Annotated in this window: 19 protein-coding genes; 3 read left to right on the plus strand and 16 right to left on the minus strand. The window is 64.2% G+C overall.

Annotation, left to right across the window (positions count from 1 at the left end):
• Positions 1-7 precede the first annotated feature (7 nt).
• The 16 genes from ABS73_RS03760 to ABS73_RS03835 form a co-directional block, all read right to left on the minus strand.
• Entirely contained in the window at positions 8-2,113 is a 2,106-nt protein-coding gene (locus tag ABS73_RS03760) for a hypothetical protein (RefSeq protein WP_277023084.1), read from the minus strand.
• A 3-nt stretch (positions 2,114-2,116) separates the two neighbouring features.
• Positions 2,117-2,878, minus strand: a complete 762-nt coding sequence (locus ABS73_RS03765; protein ID WP_277023082.1) for a phage adaptor protein — start codon at positions 2,876-2,878, stop codon at positions 2,117-2,119.
• Between the two features lie 5 nt (positions 2,879-2,883).
• Complete coding sequence (locus ABS73_RS03770; RefSeq protein ID WP_277023080.1) at positions 2,884-3,282, minus strand: hypothetical protein; 399 nt, start codon at positions 3,280-3,282, stop codon at positions 2,884-2,886.
• Between the two features lie 55 nt (positions 3,283-3,337).
• On the minus strand, positions 3,338-3,688 hold the full coding sequence (locus tag ABS73_RS03775; RefSeq protein WP_277023078.1) for a hypothetical protein: 351 nt from the start codon (positions 3,686-3,688) through the stop codon (positions 3,338-3,340).
• A gap of 55 nt (positions 3,689-3,743) precedes the next feature.
• The gene (locus ABS73_RS03780) at positions 3,744-4,823 is read right to left on the minus strand and encodes a phage major capsid protein (RefSeq protein ID WP_277023075.1); all 1,080 of its coding nucleotides are present in this window, start codon (positions 4,821-4,823) and stop codon (positions 3,744-3,746) included.
• A 13-nt stretch (positions 4,824-4,836) separates the two neighbouring features.
• Positions 4,837-5,820, minus strand: coding sequence for a hypothetical protein (locus ABS73_RS03785; RefSeq protein WP_277023072.1), 984 nt, complete (start codon positions 5,818-5,820; stop codon positions 4,837-4,839).
• Positions 5,821-5,899: 79 nt separating this feature from the next.
• Positions 5,900-8,056 (minus strand): hypothetical protein, encoded by a 2,157-nt coding sequence (locus ABS73_RS03790; protein ID WP_277023069.1) that lies wholly within the window; start codon positions 8,054-8,056, stop codon positions 5,900-5,902.
• Positions 8,056-10,731, minus strand: coding sequence for a phage terminase large subunit (gene terL, locus ABS73_RS03795; RefSeq protein ID WP_277023068.1), 2,676 nt, complete (start codon positions 10,729-10,731; stop codon positions 8,056-8,058). The genes ABS73_RS03790 and terL overlap by 1 nt, the downstream gene beginning before the upstream one ends.
• Position 10,732: 1 nt before the next feature.
• Positions 10,733-10,966: a hypothetical protein gene (locus tag ABS73_RS03800; protein ID WP_277023066.1), complete on the minus strand. Its 234-nt coding sequence runs from the start codon at positions 10,964-10,966 to the stop codon at positions 10,733-10,735.
• A gap of 3 nt (positions 10,967-10,969) precedes the next feature.
• Complete coding sequence (locus ABS73_RS03805; protein WP_277023065.1) at positions 10,970-11,665, minus strand: lysozyme; 696 nt, start codon at positions 11,663-11,665, stop codon at positions 10,970-10,972.
• A complete protein-coding gene (locus ABS73_RS03810) occupies positions 11,662-11,952 on the minus strand; it encodes a hypothetical protein (protein WP_277023063.1) in 291 nt (96 codons plus the stop codon). Before ABS73_RS03810 ends, ABS73_RS03805 begins: the two co-directional genes overlap by 4 nt.
• 31 nt (positions 11,953-11,983) lie before the next feature.
• Complete coding sequence (locus ABS73_RS03815) at positions 11,984-12,376, minus strand: hypothetical protein (RefSeq protein WP_277023060.1); 393 nt, start codon at positions 12,374-12,376, stop codon at positions 11,984-11,986.
• The gene (locus ABS73_RS03820) at positions 12,376-13,014 is read right to left on the minus strand and encodes a hypothetical protein (protein WP_286693402.1); all 639 of its coding nucleotides are present in this window, start codon (positions 13,012-13,014) and stop codon (positions 12,376-12,378) included. Before ABS73_RS03820 ends, ABS73_RS03815 begins: the two co-directional genes overlap by 1 nt.
• Positions 13,011-15,947: a BNR-4 repeat-containing protein gene (locus ABS73_RS03825; RefSeq protein ID WP_277019051.1), complete on the minus strand. Its 2,937-nt coding sequence runs from the start codon at positions 15,945-15,947 to the stop codon at positions 13,011-13,013. Before ABS73_RS03825 ends, ABS73_RS03820 begins: the two co-directional genes overlap by 4 nt.
• Positions 15,948-16,106: 159 nt before the next feature.
• A complete protein-coding gene (locus tag ABS73_RS03830) occupies positions 16,107-16,427 on the minus strand; it encodes a Gp49 family protein (protein WP_277019050.1) in 321 nt (106 codons plus the stop codon).
• A gap of 344 nt (positions 16,428-16,771) precedes the next feature.
• Complete coding sequence (locus ABS73_RS03835; RefSeq protein WP_277019047.1) at positions 16,772-17,254, minus strand: hypothetical protein; 483 nt, start codon at positions 17,252-17,254, stop codon at positions 16,772-16,774.
• A 308-nt stretch (positions 17,255-17,562) separates the two neighbouring features.
• Here ABS73_RS03835 and ABS73_RS03840 point away from each other — a divergent pair, with 308 nt between their 5' ends.
• The 3 genes from ABS73_RS03840 to ABS73_RS03850 all read left to right on the plus strand — a co-directional run bounded on the left by ABS73_RS03840 (position 17,563) and on the right by ABS73_RS03850 (position 18,650).
• Positions 17,563-17,841, plus strand: coding sequence for a hypothetical protein (locus tag ABS73_RS03840; protein WP_277019044.1), 279 nt, complete (start codon positions 17,563-17,565; stop codon positions 17,839-17,841).
• A gap of 1 nt (position 17,842) precedes the next feature.
• Positions 17,843-18,265, plus strand: a complete 423-nt coding sequence (locus ABS73_RS03845; RefSeq protein WP_277019042.1) for a hypothetical protein — start codon at positions 17,843-17,845, stop codon at positions 18,263-18,265.
• A gap of 70 nt (positions 18,266-18,335) precedes the next feature.
• A complete protein-coding gene (locus ABS73_RS03850; protein WP_286693403.1) occupies positions 18,336-18,650 on the plus strand; it encodes a hypothetical protein in 315 nt (104 codons plus the stop codon).
• Position 18,651 lies beyond the last annotated feature (1 nt).

Raw genomic sequence — 18,651 nt, forward strand, 5'->3', positions numbered from 1 at the left:
GCGCCGGTCAGTCCTCATTCACCTTGCCCTCGAAGTGGATCACCAGCGCCGATAGCTTGGCGGGGCCGCCGCGGCTTACGAACCGCAGACCGACATGGGTGCTGCGCCCCTTCATGGCGATCCGGCGCAGTCCGTAGGTCGTTTCGGTCAGGTTCGCGATGTCGTCCTGCGTCTCGGGCTGGTTCGGGTCGAACGACACGCCCACGGTCCAGTTGCCCGTGATGGCCGCGTCCACGCCGCGCCAGTCCTTCTCGGCGGTCGGCGCGTCGGCGTCCAGCATCGGCAGCCAGGCGACGGCGGGCGTGGCGTCATAGGCGACATCGCCCGACCAGCCGCCGTAGCAGTAGATCGCGTTGCCCGCGCGCAGGAACACGCGCCGGTCGAACGAGATGGCGTCCTCGATGTCGAACTCCGTCCGAACGGTGCCGATCGTCGAGGCAGCCTCGTAGCGCGTCCAGGCGTTGACCTTGCTGTTCGGGTAGTAGCTGTAGACGAAGATTTCCCGACCCATGACCAGCCAGAACCTCTTGTCCGACGGGTTTATCAACCCGACCACGCGCTGGCGCTGCGACGCGCTCATAGCGGCCAGCTTGGCCGACAGGATGTCGTCGATCGGGACGCCGATGTCCGTTGACGCCGCGGCGTTGGAACTGTCCCGGGCGCGCAGGGACCGCAGGCCGGAGGTGTCCAGATAGAAGATGTCGGCGTCGCCGAACTGCGTCACGCTGCGCGGGCAGTCGGTGCCCGTGTTTTCCAGAACCTGCGACTGGACGACCAGATCTGGGTCCGGGTCCAGGAACCAGGTCTGGACGGTGTCGCCCGTGAAGACGGCCAGCTTGTCGAAATAGCGGGCCAGCGCCGTGATACGGTCCGGCGACGAGTTGCTGTCCGCCACGTTGGTAAAGCCCGCGCCGATCTGCCCCGCGCCGGTGCCGCCCGCTTGCCAGTAGGTCGGCCCCTGGATGGCCGAATAATGCAGGTTCGTGCCCGACCCCGCATACAGCTTTTCTCGGACGGTCAGCACGACATCGGCGGGCAGGAAGTTCGTCGCCCCGAGTTCCGCGCCGCCAGCGGTGTCCGTGCCGGCTGGCGTCGACAGGCTGATCGTGCCGGATGTCGTGAAGGTCAGCGTCCGGCCATTCTGCGCGGTCCCGGCCTCGTTGGTGTGGATGAACACGGTCCCGTCCCGCGCAATGGCGCTGTATTCCGGGTTCGAGGACAGATCGTTGATGCCCTCCGCGATGGCCTCTGCCATCGCCGCCGCGCTGCCCGGCCAGGTAACAGCCTGGCGCAACGCGCGGACCCCGCCGATCGACAGCGTCAGAAGACGCGGGACGATCTCGTTCACGCCGCCGGAGAACGTCGTAGCGGCGCCAAGGGCGAAATTGCCAGTCGTCTGGAAGGTGATCGTCCGGCCGTTCGCCGCCGTGCCGGGGCGCTCTGCTGTCAGAGTGACGACGCTGCCCGCTGCTGCGGCCAGATAGCGGGGCGTGGTCGGGTTCGCGTTGATGCGGGCGGCGATGGCCGCTGCCGTCGTGGCGTTGTCGCCGGTATGGACCAGCGGCGTGCCAAGGATTTCGGTGCCGGACACGCGGATAGAGGTGACGGTGTTGATTACCTCGCCGGCGCCGCCGGTGACGGTAAACTGCGCCGTTGCCTGTTGCGATGGCGTGACCGAACCGCTCTCGACGCGAAGCTGAACCGTCGCCCGTGCGTCCTGCCATGTAGGGACTTCCACGCCATTATAGAAATGCGCGATGGCGCCGTCGGTGAACTCGGCGATCGCGTAAATCTTCCCGCTGAACAACTCCCAATCTCGAATGCGCGCAAGGGTTTTACTCCCACTCTGCAGCCTCTGATATCGGATGAACGGCGACAGGGCTCCGGGGCGGGTGCCCGAACCGAAGACCAGGAGGCCGCTTTCTGTCTGCGCGAGCCCGACCGTTCCCGCGGGGAGGTCGAACTCCTTCACGAACGCGGCGCGGGTTTCGAACTCCCCGCCGCGCGTGATATGTCCGTTGTCGGCCCGGATCAGCACGCCTCCGGGCGTCGTCTCGGGCAACCGGCGCGCGTCTAGGCCGCCGGTCATCTCCTTGATGTGGATCGTGCCCATTCGTTACTCCGGGCGCCGATAGCGCGAAACGTAGGGGCGCGGGACGTGCTGGACGGCACGGGTGCCAAACAGGGAGAACGGCTCGCGCTGGTCCTGGTCGCCCTTGATCCGCAGGTAGTGGCGCTGCGCGGCCTCCAGCTTCAGGTTCGTGTCCTTGGCGCCCGCTTCAGCCAGGATCGCCGCGCCGCCGTAAAGCGCCAGCAGGCGGTCGTCCAGATCGGCGCGGTCGTCATCGTCGCGGAAGGGCCGCAGATCGCGAACGCCCCGGATGCGGATCACGGCCTGCATCTCGGGCGGGGCCGACTGGTTAACGGAGGTGACGCCGCTTTCGTCCGGCATCGGCCAGATTTCCAGCGCGTCGTCTTCGCTGCGTTGCCATGCGCGCGGCGGCCATGAAACCTCGCCCGCCAGGCTGTCATGCGAGAAACGCATGTGGTCGCCGATCCCGTAGTGAAGCGTGCGCCACAGGTGGCCGTCGAAGATCGCGACGTCGCTGATGCGCTCCATCGACAGATCGTTCTTCGGCTCCCAGTTCTCGTTGAACCCGGCGCGCGGGTCGTAATAGCGTCGGCCCGCCCCGGCGGGCAGGTAGCGTGACACCATCAGGTGCGGCCAGTCATGATCGGCCCACAACCGTTCCTGCTCACGCTGCAGCAATCCGATCTGCGCGTCTCGATCCCCCAGGTTGTGCGACGGGTTCATGGACAGGCGGGCCTCGCCGCGCATGTCCGTCAGGATCTTCAGCAGGGTCTGGTTGCGGGCCATTCAGGTCAGTCCATCACGCTGTTGGCGTCTGCGTCGGCCTTCTTGGTGCGCGTGGCGGTCTTCTTCGTGCTGGCGCGCGAGGTGGCCTTCATGGCGCCCTCGGGGATGTCCAGTTGACCGATGCTGCTGACGACCTTGGCGCCCGCGCCCGGATAGACCTGGCGGATGACGGTGTGGCCCTCGGTGTCCTGGACCCGGCCATAGATGCCGGACAGACGCGCGATTTCCTCGGCGTCGGACAGTTCCTCGGCGTCCTCGGGGGCGTCCACGACCTCGAAGTCGGTCAGCGCGTCGGGGCCGTGGATCGCCATCAGAACCGGGATCTCGGACACAGGGACGAAGAATTTCGGGACGGTGTTGTTGGCGTCGCCGCCGATCGCAACCTGCAGGTTGACGTAATCCATGATGCTCTCCTTCGGAAAAGGTCAGCCCGGCCCCGCGAAGGGCCGGGCGTCAGGGTCAGCCGGCGGTGGTCTGGACCTTGCGCGGCGTGGTCAGGTTGTAGCTGCCGTTGATGTCGATCTCTCCGAAGGACAGATAGACCTCGGCCGCCGCGGGCAGGGTGCTGCCCGTGTTGTTGGTCACGGTGATGGTCGACGCGCCAAAAGCGAACGCGACGGTGCCGGCGCCGGACGCGGCCTGTTTGAAGACCTCGCCGGATTTCAGGGCCAGCTGGCCGTTCGTCGAACCGGTCAGCGACGCCTGGGTGGTGCCGGCGGGATAGGGCACGGTAAACGTGCCCGCATTGGCGACTGCGGCGGCCAGCGTGTGCCGAAGGTTCGCGATCGCGCTGAAGGGACGGGTGGGCATGACAGCCTCCATTTCCAAAAGGGTTGAACCCGGCGCTTGCGCGCCGGGCGGGAAATCAGGCGATGTCGTAGATGCCCGACGTGTTCAGCTGCTTCGCGATCAGCGCGCAGGTCGTGGTCATGCCGTTATACATGACGTAGCGGTCATACGGCCGCGAGGGCTGGTGCTTCTTCAGGCGCTGGCCGCGCATGTATTCCAGCATGATCTGCTTGTGGTCGATCGCGATGGCCCGCTTGGTCAGACCCAGATCGTCCAGGGTCGGGTCCCAGACGACGGGGTCGCCGTCGAACTTCAGGCCGCCCATCGCGCCGTCCTGCGCACCGCGGAAGCCGGTCTGCGAGTAGGAGCCGTTCGCACGGATCTCGTTCTCGTAGGCCGCGATCCAGTCGGACCCCGCGTAGTACACGACGTTGGCGCCCGAACCCGCGTAGCGGGTGCGGCGGCGCTTCTCGCCCTGCAGGAAGGTGATCAGCGTGCCGCCGTTGGTCGGGGCGGACGTGATCGCGCCCTGGCCGCCGGCGGTGCCGTTGGCTGCCGTCGCGGCGCGGTTGCGCCACCAGGGGTTCAGGACACGGGACAGGCCACCCGTGGTGCCCGCGGCGGGCGCTTCGGTCAGCAGCGACATGATCCCGGCGATCGACTTGGGGTCGGCCGTTCCATCCGCGTGCAGCAGGCGATCGAAGGCGAAGTCGAAGTCCTCGCCCATCATGTCCAGCTTTTCCTCGTAGAGGTCGTTCAGCTTGATCAGTTCGCCTTCCGGCACGTCGCGCGTGGTTTCGGTGCCGTTGCTCTCGATCACCTCGATACCGTCCATCTTCAGTTCGGTATGGGTGATGACCATGCCCATGTGGTGTTCTTTCCACAGGTAGCGGGCGTTGCGCAGGCCGACGGGGTTGCCGTAGTTGACCTGATCGTCGCCGGTATAACCCTGCAGCGTCAGACCACCCTGGCCGGCCTTGACCTTGACCACGATCTCGCCGTTGCCGCCGGTCACGCGCTCCTTGGCGCGCTTCTCGAACTCGGCCAGCATGGGCTTGTTCGAGACGTTCTGGTTCGCGGATTTCTGGCGACGGTTCAGCCAGAATGCCATCGTCGAGTTGTTGATGTCCGCAAGTTGTGCAGCCGTGAAGGCCATGACTTAGTCCTCGTTACTTCCGCAGCCCCATCTTGATCGCGTCAAGCATGGAGGCAGGTTCTGCGGCGGGGGTTCCCGGTGCTGTTCCGCCCGTGACGGGACGAACCGCGGGGCGCGGCGCAGCGGCAGGTGCCACCACGCGGGCCTGTTGGTTCACGCTCGCATAGGCGCGGTTCAGCTGGTCCCGGACGCCCTCGGGCGTGTTGGGGATGCCTTCTTCGCGCTGCAGGAAAGCGATTTCCCGCCGCATCAGCGGCTCTTTGCTCTGGAACGCCGGGTCGCGGGTGTTGCGGTCGTTGGCCCATGAGATCGCGGTGTCGCGCAGGGCTCGGCCCTGCTGGACACGTTCGTCCTCCTGACGGCGCTGCTCTGCCTGGCGCTGCGTTTCCTGCTGGTGTTGCAGGGTCGCTCGCGCGCGGCTGACCTCCTTGGCGGCGTCCAGCGGCAGTTCGCCGGCCTGAACCTTCGCCCGCAGGTCTTGCGGCAGCGTCTCCCCCGTGGCCTCCAAAAGGCGCTGGATGTGCGGCTTCAACGCCTCCAGTGCTTTCGTCGGGTCCTTCTTCATCAGCGCCATGATCTGAAGACCATCGGCCGCTTCCTCGGGATCGAGGTCGTTCTGCTTCATGAAGTCCTGGACGATCCGATGCTGTTGGGCGTCGGCCTCGAACTCTTTCTTCTGGCGCAGAAGCTGCTGAAAGCGGGGGTGTTTGTTGAACGGCACGTCCGAATAGTTCGTGTCGTCCGTCTCTTTGGGTTCCGGTTCCGCATCGCCAGCGGCGACGGTTTCCTCGGCTGGTTCGGTGGCTGACGGGGCCGGTTCCTCGGTCTTGCCGATCACGTCGCGGACGACGGACAGCATGTCCTTGGGTTCGTCTTTCTCAGGTGCGGGTGACGGGTCCGCAGCACCGGCATCGTCCGCTTGCGCGGGCGAAGCCTCGGTAACGTCTTCGACCTGCTCGGACGACTGCAGGTCTTGGTCTTCTACGTCCTGGGGCATGACTGCTCCTGTGTTATGCCCTGCTAGACATAACGTATGTCAGGCTTTGTCGCAATCCATTTCAGACACGCCTGACACGCTAGACCTGGTTCGACCCGAACGACGCGGAACTGCCCGGCGGCGTCTCGGACGGGCCCGCGGGCGCGTTGTCGGCCCCCTGCCCGCCCTGGGCGCCCGGCGCGGCGGCCGGGTCGTCCGTGGCGATCGCGTTCTGGGGCGCCATCTGGTTCATCGCGGCGATGGACGGCAGGCCCGCGACGACGGCTTCGGTCAGGTCCAGACGGTCGTCCATGCGGCGCAGAACCTCGCGCGCCAGCCACATCGGGTCGATGTTGGGCATCTGCATCAGGAACGGCATCAGCGTCTGCATGTTGTGCATCTCGCTGGCTTGGTTCGGCTTGCCGGTCGATCCGGCCTCGATCTCCAGGAACAGTTGGTCGGCGATCTCGTCCAGCGTCATCTCCGGCCACAGCGCGCCGGGCCCGACGATCTGCGTCACCCGCTCGGGCGACATCTCGCGCAGCAGGATCTGGCCGCTGGCGCGGGCCACCATCGTCAGGAAGTTGTCCAGGTCGTCGACGGACGATCCGTCGCTGGCCGCCATGCTGCTTTCGGCGATCGCGGCCTCGGTGGCCGTGGCCTTCGAGATGCCGCCCATCGTGGCCTGCTGCGATCCGACGACCAGCTGCATGTCCTGGAAGAACGGTCCCGTTTCGTAGAGGTTCGGGTCGACGCCGGGGATCGAGATGGCCTCCAGCGCATCGTTGACGCTCTGGTCCATCGTCAGGTTCAGCGGGATCACGTCGAAGGGCTCGGCCGACCCCAGGCGCCCGTAATCCTTCTCGTCCATCGCGCCGGTCTTGATGACGAAGCGCGGGCGGGCCGCTTGGCGGTGTTCGCGCTGTCCTTGGCGGGATCGGTTCAGTTCGGCCTGCTGGTGCAGCATCAGCCGCGCGTCGGACGGCGGGAACAGTTCCTTCTCGTTCTCGACCTCGTTGAAGGTCAGCGCGTAGACCGGCCAGAAATCCTCGACGAAGACCTCGGGCGGGGCCGGCGAGCGCAGGAACTTGCTGTGCCCGTCCGCGACGTAATAGACCAGCCCGGTCGCCTTGTCGAAATGCTCGTAGACGCGGACCATGCCTTTCGTCTTGCCGTCGCGGCGCTGGCCCTTGCTGTCGGTCGACTGCTGCGCGCGGGGCGCGGCCTCGTCCTCGACCCAGTCCGCGCGGTAGGGTGTGAACCCGTCGTCGATCTCGGCGCCCTCGAACTGCTCCTTCACCTCGTTGGCGGTGAACAGGTACTCGACGGTCAGGTGTCGGGCGCTGACAAAGCCGACCAGCGACGTCGTGTTCTTGTCCGGGATGACCCGCGTGGCCTGCGGGTAATCGAAGATCAGGCCTTCCTTGACGACGACCAGTTCTTCGTTCTGGATGGCCTCCAGCGACAGCTGCAGTTCGCGCGTCTCCGCGGCGATGTCCTCGATCTCTCCTTCGGCCACCTCCTGCGACAGGCGCTCCAGATGCGCGATGCGGTTGCGGATGTCGGTCATCCGGTCCTGCGTCACCGGCGGGGCGCCGAGTTCGCGGACGAAAGCCAGCTTCACATAACCGACGCCGGTCGTGCAGGTCCGGCGGACCAGCTTCTTCATGCCCATCTTGAAATCGAGGGGCTTCTGCTCGCGCATGGCGTGGTTGAACAGCACCTGCAAGGTCTTGCCCAGCTTGGTCAGCATGTCGCGCCGCTGCTGGCCTTGGGTGAAGTCCCCGATCAGTTCCTGGGCCTCCGCGAAGCCTGGGATCTCCGGCATGACCGGCTGGCCTGTCAGGGGGTCGATCGGCATTTCAGACATGCCGGCCATCATCTGCTGCGCCATCTGGATCGTCTGGAACGCCATCATCAGGCTCTGGGGGTTCTCGTCCCAGACAGCGAAGTCCAGCGTCTCGCGGCGGCGCGCGACGACCTTGGGGTTCTTGGCGTAGAGGGCCGCGGTCTTCTGCTTGACGTGTCGGCCGACGATGTTGGCCGTATAGTGCCCTTCCGGCCAAGTCTTGTTCCGGCCGTGGGTGGCGAGTTGCATGTCCTCGCGCATCTTCTCGAAGGCTTCCTTGTGGTGCGACTGATCCTCGTGGATCGTCTGCAGGATGCGCTTGACCAGGGCCGTCTCGTTCTCGGGCACGTTTTCAGCTTCGGCGCCCTCGGCGGTCGGCTGCTGGACCAGATCAGTTTCGTCTTCCATCAGAAGCCCCCGTAGACATTTGCTTTGGCCGCCTGCTCCTGGCGGGCCTGATCTTCCTTCAGCCAGCGCCACGATCCGAACCGTGGTTCTGCCGTCTGCTTGCGCTCGGACTTGCCGAACTGGCTGTTAAGCCCCAGACCGAACAGCGACAGCGCATCGACGAAGTCGTCGTGCAAGCCGTTCGGAAAGGCCAGCATTTCCTCTATAGCCTTATCCCAGATCGCGCCTTTAGGAAAGAAAACCTTGCCGAGTGCGACGCGGGCCGCGATCGACTGCGCGCGCTGCTCCTTGTCGCCCACCGGCGTGACCTCCTGGACGTTCATGTAGCGGCCCGTCTCCTGCATCCGCTTGGACAGGAACGGCCCGATCGACTTGGAGATGTGGCCCCGTTCCGCCCACCACAAGAGCGGGCGCGTGGCGGGCTCGCCGCCGGCCCCCATCTCCAGCATCAGTTCGACAGCCTGGTCCGCCGGGATGCGGCGCCACAGGATGTCGGCCAGCCACAGGTTGCCCTGCGGGTCGACGCCGCCCTTCAGGAAGCAGCTGGGGTCGTTGCGCTGCTTCGTGCCGACCGCGTGGTCGCTCGTCGCGTAGTAGCGCAGGTTCTCCGGCATCTCGTGCGGCTCGTATCGCTGGATCGTCTCGCGGCGGAACAACGTGCCGTCGGCCACCGTTGGCGTCTGCTGGTAGAGGGCTGCGAAGCCGAGCGGGTCGATCCGCTGCTGGGACGCCAGGAACTTCGTGTCGAAGGCGTTCGGCCACAGGGGCTCGCCCGGCTCGCGCCCGAGCGGGTCGTCGTCCTCGGCCAGGGCCGGCAGCCGGATGATCTTCCAGTTCGCGGCCTCGATGCTGTTGTAATGCTCGTTCTCGGGGTCCGTCAGGCGACCGATGATGTCGTCGCTATGCCAGCGCGTCATGGTGATGACGACCAGTTTGGGGCCCATCAGTCGCGTCAGGGCCACCTTCGTGAACCAGTTCCACGCCGCGTCCCTGATCGTCTGGCTGCGGGCTTCCTCGTGGTCTTTCAGGATGTCATCTATGAGAAGACAATTATGAACTAGGACGCCGTTCGCGAAGAAGCACTCGGTTTCTTCCACCTGTATGTCGTAGACAACGGCGCTTCTGCCAGTGTCTTCAATCGAGACGACAACGCTTCTTTCTGATCCGAAAAATGCACCTTCATGTGACAGTCCCAGCACAGGGTCGCCAAGTTCACGGTCCTGTTGTTCAGCGGGTTCTCGTCGATGTGATGAACATTCAGTTTCTCCGTGCCTTCGCACAGAAGGCATCGGTTCCCGTCCCGCTTCAGCACCAGCGGTCGAATTTCCCGGTAGTGCCTGGCCACATGTGGCTTCGTCCGCTGCTTGAATACGCCGCCGTTCCATCGGGGGTTGGCAGCGCCCAGCATCTTCGCTGAATGCGCCCGGTCCGCACAGTCCCGACCGCAGAACGCCTGATACGAGGTCGCTGGGACGAACATCGCGTTGCAGCGAGGACAAGGCTTCATCTTTGCCAGGCTCCGCGCTTCGTATTCCTCCGCCTTGAACTGCTCCAGACACGTCTTCGAGCAGAAAGGCCGCGTCGACATCCCGCAGCTGGTCTCCTTCGGCGCGGGGCCTCCGCACTGCGAACATTCCCTCTTGCCGTATCGCCGCTCGTTGCTCGCCTGCGACCAGCACTGGTTCGAGCAAAACGTCTCCGTCAACCCCCGACGCTCGTGCTTCATAACCTCGGCCGCTGTCCGAACCCCGACGCTCTGGCACTGCGCACAAGAGACGATCACCGGGGGATAGTTCACGCGCTTCGGTCCACCGTCCGTCGACGAAGAAGCGATGGTCGCTCGTAGCTTCGACAGTTCGTCCTGCGTTATCGGTAATCCTGAATATCCGAGCCTCTGGACGCACGGCGACAGCCTGGACGGCTCGCCAAACGACGCGACCGCTTCCTGGGCAGTAGGAAAGAACTTTTTGACCGACATACACGTCACGCAGTTTGACCGAACCTTCCTGACAAACTAGCACGGTATCCCCGGTTAAACAATGCGCTCCTTTGCCTGTCAGGCCAGTCCCGCGACCGACAAAGACCAGACGGCCGTTGCGGGTGGTCAGCATGTTCGACTTCGACGTGCCGCCCGCCTGAAGGGCGTGGCCGGGGAACACCTGGCGGTGCTGCGGCGACTTCATGATGTTGCGGACGTCCGCGCCCATGTCTTCGGCCAGGCTGTCCGCGTAGGTGCCGACGGCAATGTTCCATTCGGGGTGCCGACCGGACAGCCAAGCGGTGAAACGCTTGGTCGCCAACTCGCTCTTTCCATGACGAGGAGGCATGCAGAAAATCATAAGCTGGATCTCGCCGCGCTCGACGGCCTCCATCGCCCGCGCGACTTCCTCATGAAACCGCTGCGCGTCGTAGGTCGTGGCGCGCGGGTCCGAGGTGTTCTCCGGGTCCGGCATGGTGAACTTGGTGTAGAGCAGCAGATCGTCCCGCGCTTGCATCGCGATCTGCTGGCGCTCCAGAAGGGCCAGTTCCTCGTCAAGGGCGCGCTGGGCTTCCTCGGCGGCGTGCTGTGCGGCGTGACGTTCCAGCTGCTCCGTCTCCCAGTCATAGCGGCGGCCGGTCAGCGGATTGACCCGCTTGGCCCGGCTGCCGTGGTTGTTGGCGGGTGTCGGCTTCAATTCAGGTCACGCCGCCGGGCTTGCGGCTGGCGAAGCGCGACCAGACGAAGCTGCCCAGCACCGTGCCGACACCGCCGACGATCGTGGCGGTCCCGCCGGCCAGCGTCTCGGCCAACAGGGGGATGTTGATGCAGGCGTTGTCGGCGCCGGTCATGGTGACGGCCCCGGTCCAGGTCAGGGCGCCCCCGATGGCGTAAAGCGCGATGCGGATCGCGAGTGCAGCAGGTCCGAACATAGGTCAACCTTTCCAGATGACGGCCGCGATGGCGGCCAGGATGGCGGCGAGAACCGCCGGGATCGTCAGTTTGCCGGTCGCCTTTTCAGACACGGCAGGCGCAGTTGCGCCGGGCTTGGCATCGGGCAGCACGGGCGAACCCATGAACGCCAGGATCTGTGCCTGCGACAGCGTGCGGATCGGGCGCCAGGTGATGCGGCCGTTCTCGCCGACCGGCCAGACGGCGGCCTTTTTGCTGCCGTAGCTGCCCGATGCCAGAAGGTTTCCTTCCGCCTCGCGGCGCTCCTTGATCTCTGCGGGCGTCCGCCAGTTCTGCACCATGCTCATTGCAGCGGCGCCCGCTTTGCCATCCAGCCACAGCTTGACCCAGTTCGCGCGCCCGATGGCGCCGGTGTTGTAGTGGAAGCTGACAGCCGCGTCGAACTGATGCTGCGGAACCGTCCGGCCCGCCAGAACGCGGTTCACGGCGGCCTCATATTTCGGCAGGTCCGCCCGCAGCACGCGGAAGGCTTCTGCGATGCCTGCGTCCAGATCGGCGGGCATCCCGCGCGCCATCTTGGACGGGACCGGGGCGCCTGCTGCAGCCGTGTGCCCGACGCCATAGGTCCAGACGCCCACGCTGTCGAGATAGGGTCCGGGCACGACGCCTTCGTGCGCAGCCAGGAAGGCGATGCCTTGGTCGGAGGTCTTCATGGTCATTGGACAGGCCCTCTTTCTAGTTTGGCCTCGATCTTGCGGACGCTGTCGAGGATCAGCAGAAGACGCTCGTCCTGGCGGGCGCCGTTATTCTCCAGCCCGCGGATGCGGGCTTCGTGCGCGGACAGCGTCTCGCGCGTGCGTTGGTCGGTGGTTACGGCATTGTCCTGCTGGATCCGCACCTGTTCCTGTACCTGGCCCAGGCCCGCCGTCATCACGCCCCAGGAGATCCCGGCGGTGACGAGGATGGCTCCCAACGTGACGATGTTTGCTCTTGCTTCGACTTGCATGTGCTGTCCAGACATTGGCTTTTCCTGCAATTCAACGTGTTTGCCGGCCTGCGCGTTGCGCCCAACCGACCGAAATGACGATCAACATCGCGAACCAGCAAAAAATGGCATCCATCCACAGGCCTTTGACCAGGCACGCGGCTGCGTAGCACCCTGACGTAAGTGCGACGGTATCCAGAAACCCGTCCCAAGCGGCCGGCAGAATGCGCTTCCCCTGTCTCGCGGCGCGCCACAATTGCGCGCCCTCCCAGAGGACCAGATAACCGACAGACACGAGGATAACCGCGGTCCACACATCGATGATCATCGCGGCGACGGCCCACAGCCCTAATCCGACATCCCTATGCGCCATGAACGTCGCGGCCCAATGGTGCGGATCGGATTGCGCGTCAGGGGTGCGCAGCAGGTCGCCAAGGAACCCCATCAGACCGCCTCCATCTGATAGCCGAAGCCCCACACGCTGCTGATCGTGTAGCGGCCAGCCAGCTTGACCCGCATCTTGCTGATCTGAACCTGGATCACTTCCGGACCCGGCGTCTCTTCGAACGTCGCTGCCGCGCCTAGGCGTTCGTGGGCCACTGGGCTGCCGAGGTGACGGTGAAGCAGGCCAAAGATAGCCGCCTGCGCCTGTGTGAGGCCCAACGACAGCCCAAGCGCCAGATCGGCGTCAGTCTGTCCGGCGACTTGCTCATAGGCCTCCAGCGCGTATTCCAGCGCGTCCTTGTCGCTCATTCCCCGGACAGCCTCGCGCAGGGTTCGCGGCGCGGGCGGTGGCGGGCCGTTCCTGATGGTCAGCCCGGCCCGGTCAGCGATGCGATAGACAGCACCTTTGCCCATGCCAAGATCGTCTGCGATGTGTTCGACCGGGCGCCGCTCCGCAATGCCCCGCTCGATAGCGGCCACGTCGCCGGGGTCGAGCGGTTTCGGGTTGGATTTGGCAGGACACGGCCTGCCAGCAGCCGAGGTCAGGGCTTTGCGCGGGTCATACCCGTTCTGAATGCGGCGCAGGACCGTTGACGGAGCCACGCCGATCTCGCGCGCTAATGATCGGATGCTGGTCATGGCAGGCCCCACTTAGCCGACAGAACCGCCCTGATATCGGCATCTTGCTCCGCTGTCGGCGTTCCATAGACGAGGACCAATTCAGCCAGTTTGAACGATGCCCTGCGCCCAATGTTGTTCGGATCGCCACCAAGGTAGAGGGCGTTATCCAGCGCCTCGCCTGAACCAGAGTTCATGCCGTTGCCAACTGCCACAGTGCCCCCGTCAACGCGCACGTCAAAGAGGGTTCCGTATGTCGGCCTGACACGCGTCCGCAGGATAGCCTTTTTTCCGACTGTGAAGCCGCTTGTGACTGCCTGCGATCCATTCGGCGCGTTGACCTGGAACGTCGATTGCGCAGCATCAGCACCAGGCCGGATGATTGAAGGCATGACCTTGACTGACCGCCTCACCGTAGTGGCATCGCGCGGGGCGGCTTGGATTGCCATCATCGGACGCAATCCGCCGTAAGACGACACGTCATTTAGACCTGCAATTCGCTCCGCGACCATGTAAACGGTCAGGTAGGAATGCAGCGGCCCATCCGCGCGCAGCATGTCGCCCGAAACAGCCCCGTCGAATGTGACGGCAGGTCGCGTGCCATCCCAACCCGTCGCGCTGTAAGCCGGTGCCGTAGAGGATGCAGCAACCGACAATGCGAACCCTGCGGGCGATTGATCCTGCCAGCCGGTCACGTCGCTGCCCGTCAGCGTGATGGATGCCGTTTCGCTTGCGTCCGCATTGAACAATAGCGCCGGGCCTGCAATCTGCGAAGCATCGATGCTGGTAAGATCAGCATGGATCGTCTGACCTGTCGCGATCACGGTTGCCGAACCATTGACGCTGGTCGCGGTGATTTCGCAGGTGATAGCAGCTCCGATGTCCCCCGAGACAGCCGTATAGGTGCGCGCTGTTGCCCCGCTGATCGCAGCCCCGGCCCGTCGCCATTGATAGGCCAAGGCGGGCTGCGGCTCCCCTCGCACATCAGTATCCGCCGACAGCACGCGCCCGACGACCGGCGTGCCGTTGACCTGGGCATTGGCGATGCTCGGCTCTACGCCTTGTGCCGCGACAAGGCCGCCAGTGCCGTAAGCGTATGCCTTGAGGATTTTCCCCAGGGACGTGTCGTTGAGCGCAGCCCCGCCGCTGCCTGAAATGCTCGTTTCGCCAAAGACGAAATGCAGCTCATCCGTTCCGTTGAATACGGGGTTAGGAACGCCGAGCCTGTATGTGTCAGCGGCGCGGATACGGGTTTCGCCCGTCCATCCCCCGGCCTGCGTCCAGTCGCGCTGATAAATGTCTCCATCCCGCTCTGTTGCCAGCCCTTTGGCATAGAGCAAGCGCATAGACCCATCGGCCATTGCACGCATGCCGAGGCCATTGTAGCGGTTGCCGAGGGTGCCGACCAAGACAGGTTCCGACCACGTGCCGCCGCTGCGCACGATCTGATAAAGGGTTCGCGTTCCAGCCGCTGTGTCGCCCTGCTGATAAATCAGGTGCAGGCGACCGGCTGCGTCACGCTCCGCAAAACCAAAGCCGCCGAAGGTTCCCTGGGCGGTCTGATCAAGAACCCTGTGGTCAGCCCCCAGGGTGATCGGCAGCGATGCCTGCGGCGTGGTCACAGTGCCCGATATGTTGGAAACCGCGCCCGATTGCAGATCGTAGTCCAGGAACCAGACATCCCTGCGGGCCGTATCCTCGGTATTGGACCCGTAAATGGGCAGGATGACCTTGTTGCTGCCATTCCTGACAGGCCAACCGATATAGCAACGGGTATCGGCCCGCTGCGCTACGGTAAACTCACCGCCAACGGTCCCGTTACCGTTTGACAGGCTGGTGATTTTGCGCAGCACCAGAGGCATCCCTGTGCCCGTGTTGTCACGCATGAACAGGAAAATCGTGGTCCCGTGCGCGATAGGGTGCGGATAGCCGTAGCCGTCCGTGAAGTCGCCGCCGATGATGCCTCGCCGAACGAAGGTAGCGGGATCGCGGGGGGCCGTCGTGGACCACCACAAAAGACCGCTGCTGTGCCCGCCGCCGAAGACGTGAACATGCCCCTGATGGTCAAAGCAAAGTGTCGGAACGCCGTGATCATCATCAGGGGCCGTGGAGGCGAAAAGATCGTAGGTCTGGCTCCATTCGCTGGTGGCGTGGTCATAGATACGCAGCGCGGCGCGTCGCTCGCGCCCGTCCCACCGCTCGTAAGCAACCCAGGTCTTGTTGCCTGTCGCGTCATAAACAGCATTCGGCACAGAGGCATAATACCAGGGATGTGTGACAATATCGCGGGCAAAATAATCGACGCTGGCGATAGTCGGGGCGGTCGGGGTGACCGTAAGATTTGCCTGCCGGGTTGCATTGGGCGGGACGCCGTTTGCCGCCGTCCAAGTCGCCGCATAGACCCGATCTGCATCGCCGGGAACCGCGCCGCCCGCATACCGTCCATCGGTGACGGTGATCGGCGTGCCGTTGCGGGTCGCGGCCAGCGTGACCGTCGGCGTCGGGGTGCCTGCGGTGACAGTGGGGGCGGTGAACACGATGTCGTTGCCGTCAACAGTGATCGTGCCGCCAGAGCCGAAGGTGGGGGCGACGGACGGGTCCGGTATCTGGCCCCCATCCACGCCGTCGATCCACTTCTGGACCTTCTTCGGCGTCGTCAGATGATAGGAGCCGTTGATCGTGACCTCGCCGAACGACAGATAGACCAGCCCCGACAACGTCAGCCCCGAGCGGTTCGTCACGGCGATGCTGGAAGCGCCGAACGAGAACTCGACCTGGCCCGGGCCCTCTCCCTGCGGGACGGCGCCGCCCGATGCGAGGGAAAGTTGACCTTCCGTCGATCCAGCCAGTGTGTTCTGGGTCTGCCCGGCGGGGTAAGGGATGTCGAAGGTGCCTCCAGTCGCAACTGGGCTCGCAAGCCGGGTCTGAATGCTCGTAATCGCTGATACCCGCATGGCCCCGCCTGATCCTTGTCCGATTTGTCGGCCAACATGCCAGACAACTGGGCGGCGTGCAAGAAAAAGCCCGCCGCGAGTGAGGGAGGATCGCGCGGCGGGCCAGTTCGAGGCATCCCATGACGGATAACTGCAGGATGCGTCAGGTTTCGTCGGTCGTCAAGCCTGACGACAAGCCGCCGCGGAATGAAGCCTCTGGCGCAACAGATACCCCTCGAACGCCCAGATCTTGTTGCGGGCGTTGTCGCGAGCGATTTTGCGACCGATCTCCCGGTCAAAGTTCTCGGGGCTCGCGGCGGCGCTTTCCCCGGTGACGATGAAGCCGTTCCGCAGCGTCAGTGCGCACACGGTCAGCGTGGTGTCCGGGAAAACGTGGAATTGCTCATGCTTGATGGCCGCGTCGATGTCCGCGGGCGTCAGACGCGGGGCGGTCTTTCCTTTGGCCTGGATTTCGGCCTCGATCTCGTCTTCGGAGTGCATTTGGTGGTCCTTTCGATCTATCGCGCTTCTCGGCGCCTGTGCCAGAAGGTTGCAGGATGCCTGACAGACATGTCCGACGTCAAGGACGATGCTGCGGGTCGGATTTTTCGACCGATTAGGCCGATCCGGCGATGCGGGCGACACCCCGATTTTTTAGACCCGAGATTTTTCCCGGCGTGTCCTGCGCCGGCTTTCGGGTGCGCGGGCGAGTGCCCCCCAGGGGTCGGCCGGGGTCGAGGCGGGCACCGATCGGCCCGTATTTGGGGCCAGTGCGCGCAACATGCGCCCAAGAAACCCGCCTTTCCCTCGCCTTATCAGCACGTTGCACCCCCTTTGTAAGGGTGTCATCCGAAAACGCCCCCATCCTGGGCGGGTTCGTTGTCGATCACTTCCGCCTCCGGCATGTCTTCGAACGCCTTCAGCTGGCGGGCCCGCAGTTCAACGATACGGGCGGCCAGTTCGGCCGGCGTCATGTCTTCTGGTGCCTTCTCCGCCGCCTCTGCATTGCGCCCCAGCGAATAGGACATGGTTATCTTGATGCCTTCCACGTGTGTCTTGGCTGTCATCTGGGGTTTTTCGGACACCGCGTCATCTAGGATCTTTTCCAGCGCCATCACGGCCTTGGGTAGCAGCTTGTTTTCGACATATTTCGCCTGTTGCGCGCGCACGGCTTCAGCCACAGCGGGCCGGGCGGCCACTTTGCACGCCAGCCGATCGGGGTCAGCATACCCCGCCTTATATCCCGCAAAGGGCGCATTTCCCGTTTCTGCCATATGCTTAACAAACACTTTTTCCTGGGGCGTGAGATGCCCGCCGCGCCTTGGCATGAGCCTAACCCTTCCGCTAACCGCCGCAAATGCTTAACGTTTCTGCCGCCCCGCTTCTATACGGGCGGGAAACGCTGCGATTTAACACCATACGCCAGTTGCGAACCGTTCGCAAAGATATCTGCATATCGGTGCATTTTTGTGCTTGTCTGTCGTGTTTGTCTGACATACAACTATGACATACAACCTGACACGGAACGCAGACACGATGCCCCGCCTAGACAAGAGAAGATGACCGGGCCGCCTAGAACGGGCGGCCGATCCGAAACCCCGAATGAACCCACCAGCACGCACAAGGAACTGACCCCATGACCCAAGCAATCGTCACCAAGTACATCGGACCGTCCAACACCAGAGGCTCGCGCATCAAGGCGACCGCATGGGCCGGATCGGTTACCGTCCCTTACCAAAGCAACCTAAGCAGCGAAAAGAACCATGCCGAGGCGGCCCGCGCTCTGGCGACCAAGTACGGATGGCACGGAAAGTTTGTGGGCGGCGGGATGCCCGGAACAGATGGTTTCGCTTTCGTGAACATTTCCGCCGCCGCGGGTGAAGCTGTCTTCACTACCTATGCCGAAAATGTCTGAAATGACGACAGACGATCTTGTTCTGCGCCCCCTGACCGGGGCGCATCGCTGGAACGTCACCCCAACCCGAAAGGCTCACACCATGCAAACGATCACTCTTGCCATCCCCCGCGGCGCCAAGATCGGCCCCGATGCAAAGCCAATTTACGGTTATGAAAACGTCACCGCTACGGTTGACCGGGGTTTGGCTGTTCACAAGGCAGTTGGAAAAGGCCCGCGCTGGAAATGGACGATTACCCACGTTTCCACGGGCTTTGCGTTGGAACGCATCGGCGCGATGACAAAAAAGCAGGCCTTGGAGAACATGGAACGCGCGCTGGCGCTGCCTGTCGACTGGACCTTGCCCGAGGCTGAAATCTTCAAGGTGCTGCGGGAAGATCGCCGCATCATGGACGGGATAAACGCCATCGCCACCCACAATTGACGCGCTTGTCAGGCCGCCCCGCGCCGGGCGGCCGTGCTGGAACGTCACCCCAACCCGAAAGGCTCACACAATGGCACGTAGACCCGCTTGCATCTCCCGCACCCTGAAGCAGATTGACGCCCGTTGCATCGGCGGCGGCGCCGGCGCCGGAAAGCGCGAATTGCGCGACGCGCTGGAACTGCGGTTTCAATTCGGCGAATTGCCGGTTTTCCAGAACTGGGCCGCCGCGTCCGGCCTGCCCGCATCGGCCCGCGCCTTAAACGCCGATCAGATGTTTGACGCGCTTTATTGCCTCGCCTGGTGCCGCGCTTGGCTGCGCCCCGCGTCCGAGTATGTCCAGATGACCCGCCACAACGAAGTCCAGCTGGATCTCTTGGCCGCCTGAC

This window comes from Paracoccus sp. SCN 68-21, assembly GCF_001724535.1.
Classification (GTDB): domain Bacteria; phylum Pseudomonadota; class Alphaproteobacteria; order Rhodobacterales; family Rhodobacteraceae; genus Paracoccus; species Paracoccus hibiscisoli.

Bases quoted from the DNA above. Each gene is read 5' to 3' on its own strand.
- ABS73_RS03775 (WP_277023078.1), bottom strand. From the start codon at position 3,688: ATGCCCACCCGTCCCTTCAGCGCGATCGCGAACCTTCGGCACACGCTG.
- ABS73_RS03760 (WP_277023084.1), bottom strand. From the start codon at position 2,113: ATGGGCACGATCCACATCAAGGAGATGACCGGCGGCCTAGACGCGCGC.
- ABS73_RS03830 (WP_277019050.1), bottom strand. From the start codon at position 16,427: ATGCACTCCGAAGACGAGATCGAGGCCGAAATCCAGGCCAAAGGAAAG.
- ABS73_RS03840 (WP_277019044.1), top strand. From the start codon at position 17,563: ATGACCCAAGCAATCGTCACCAAGTACATCGGACCGTCCAACACCAGA.
- ABS73_RS03810 (WP_277023063.1), bottom strand. From the start codon at position 11,952: ATGCAAGTCGAAGCAAGAGCAAACATCGTCACGTTGGGAGCCATCCTC.
- ABS73_RS03800 (WP_277023066.1), bottom strand. From the start codon at position 10,966: ATGTTCGGACCTGCTGCACTCGCGATCCGCATCGCGCTTTACGCCATC.
- ABS73_RS03845 (WP_277019042.1), top strand. From the start codon at position 17,843: ATGACGACAGACGATCTTGTTCTGCGCCCCCTGACCGGGGCGCATCGC.
- ABS73_RS03780 (WP_277023075.1), bottom strand. From the start codon at position 4,823: ATGGCCTTCACGGCTGCACAACTTGCGGACATCAACAACTCGACGATG.
- ABS73_RS03785 (WP_277023072.1), bottom strand. From the start codon at position 5,820: ATGCCCCAGGACGTAGAAGACCAAGACCTGCAGTCGTCCGAGCAGGTC.
- ABS73_RS03765 (WP_277023082.1), bottom strand. From the start codon at position 2,878: ATGGCCCGCAACCAGACCCTGCTGAAGATCCTGACGGACATGCGCGGC.
- ABS73_RS03805 (WP_277023065.1), bottom strand. From the start codon at position 11,665: ATGACCATGAAGACCTCCGACCAAGGCATCGCCTTCCTGGCTGCGCAC.
- ABS73_RS03835 (WP_277019047.1), bottom strand. From the start codon at position 17,254: ATGCCAAGGCGCGGCGGGCATCTCACGCCCCAGGAAAAAGTGTTTGTT.
- ABS73_RS03850 (WP_286693403.1), top strand. From the start codon at position 18,336: ATGGCACGTAGACCCGCTTGCATCTCCCGCACCCTGAAGCAGATTGAC.
- ABS73_RS03790 (WP_277023069.1), bottom strand. From the start codon at position 8,056: ATGGAAGACGAAACTGATCTGGTCCAGCAGCCGACCGCCGAGGGCGCC.
- ABS73_RS03820 (WP_286693402.1), bottom strand. From the start codon at position 13,014: ATGACCAGCATCCGATCATTAGCGCGCGAGATCGGCGTGGCTCCGTCA.
- ABS73_RS03825 (WP_277019051.1), bottom strand. From the start codon at position 15,947: ATGCGGGTATCAGCGATTACGAGCATTCAGACCCGGCTTGCGAGCCCA.
- ABS73_RS03770 (WP_277023080.1), bottom strand. From the start codon at position 3,282: ATGGATTACGTCAACCTGCAGGTTGCGATCGGCGGCGACGCCAACAAC.
- ABS73_RS03815 (WP_277023060.1), bottom strand. From the start codon at position 12,376: ATGGGGTTCCTTGGCGACCTGCTGCGCACCCCTGACGCGCAATCCGAT.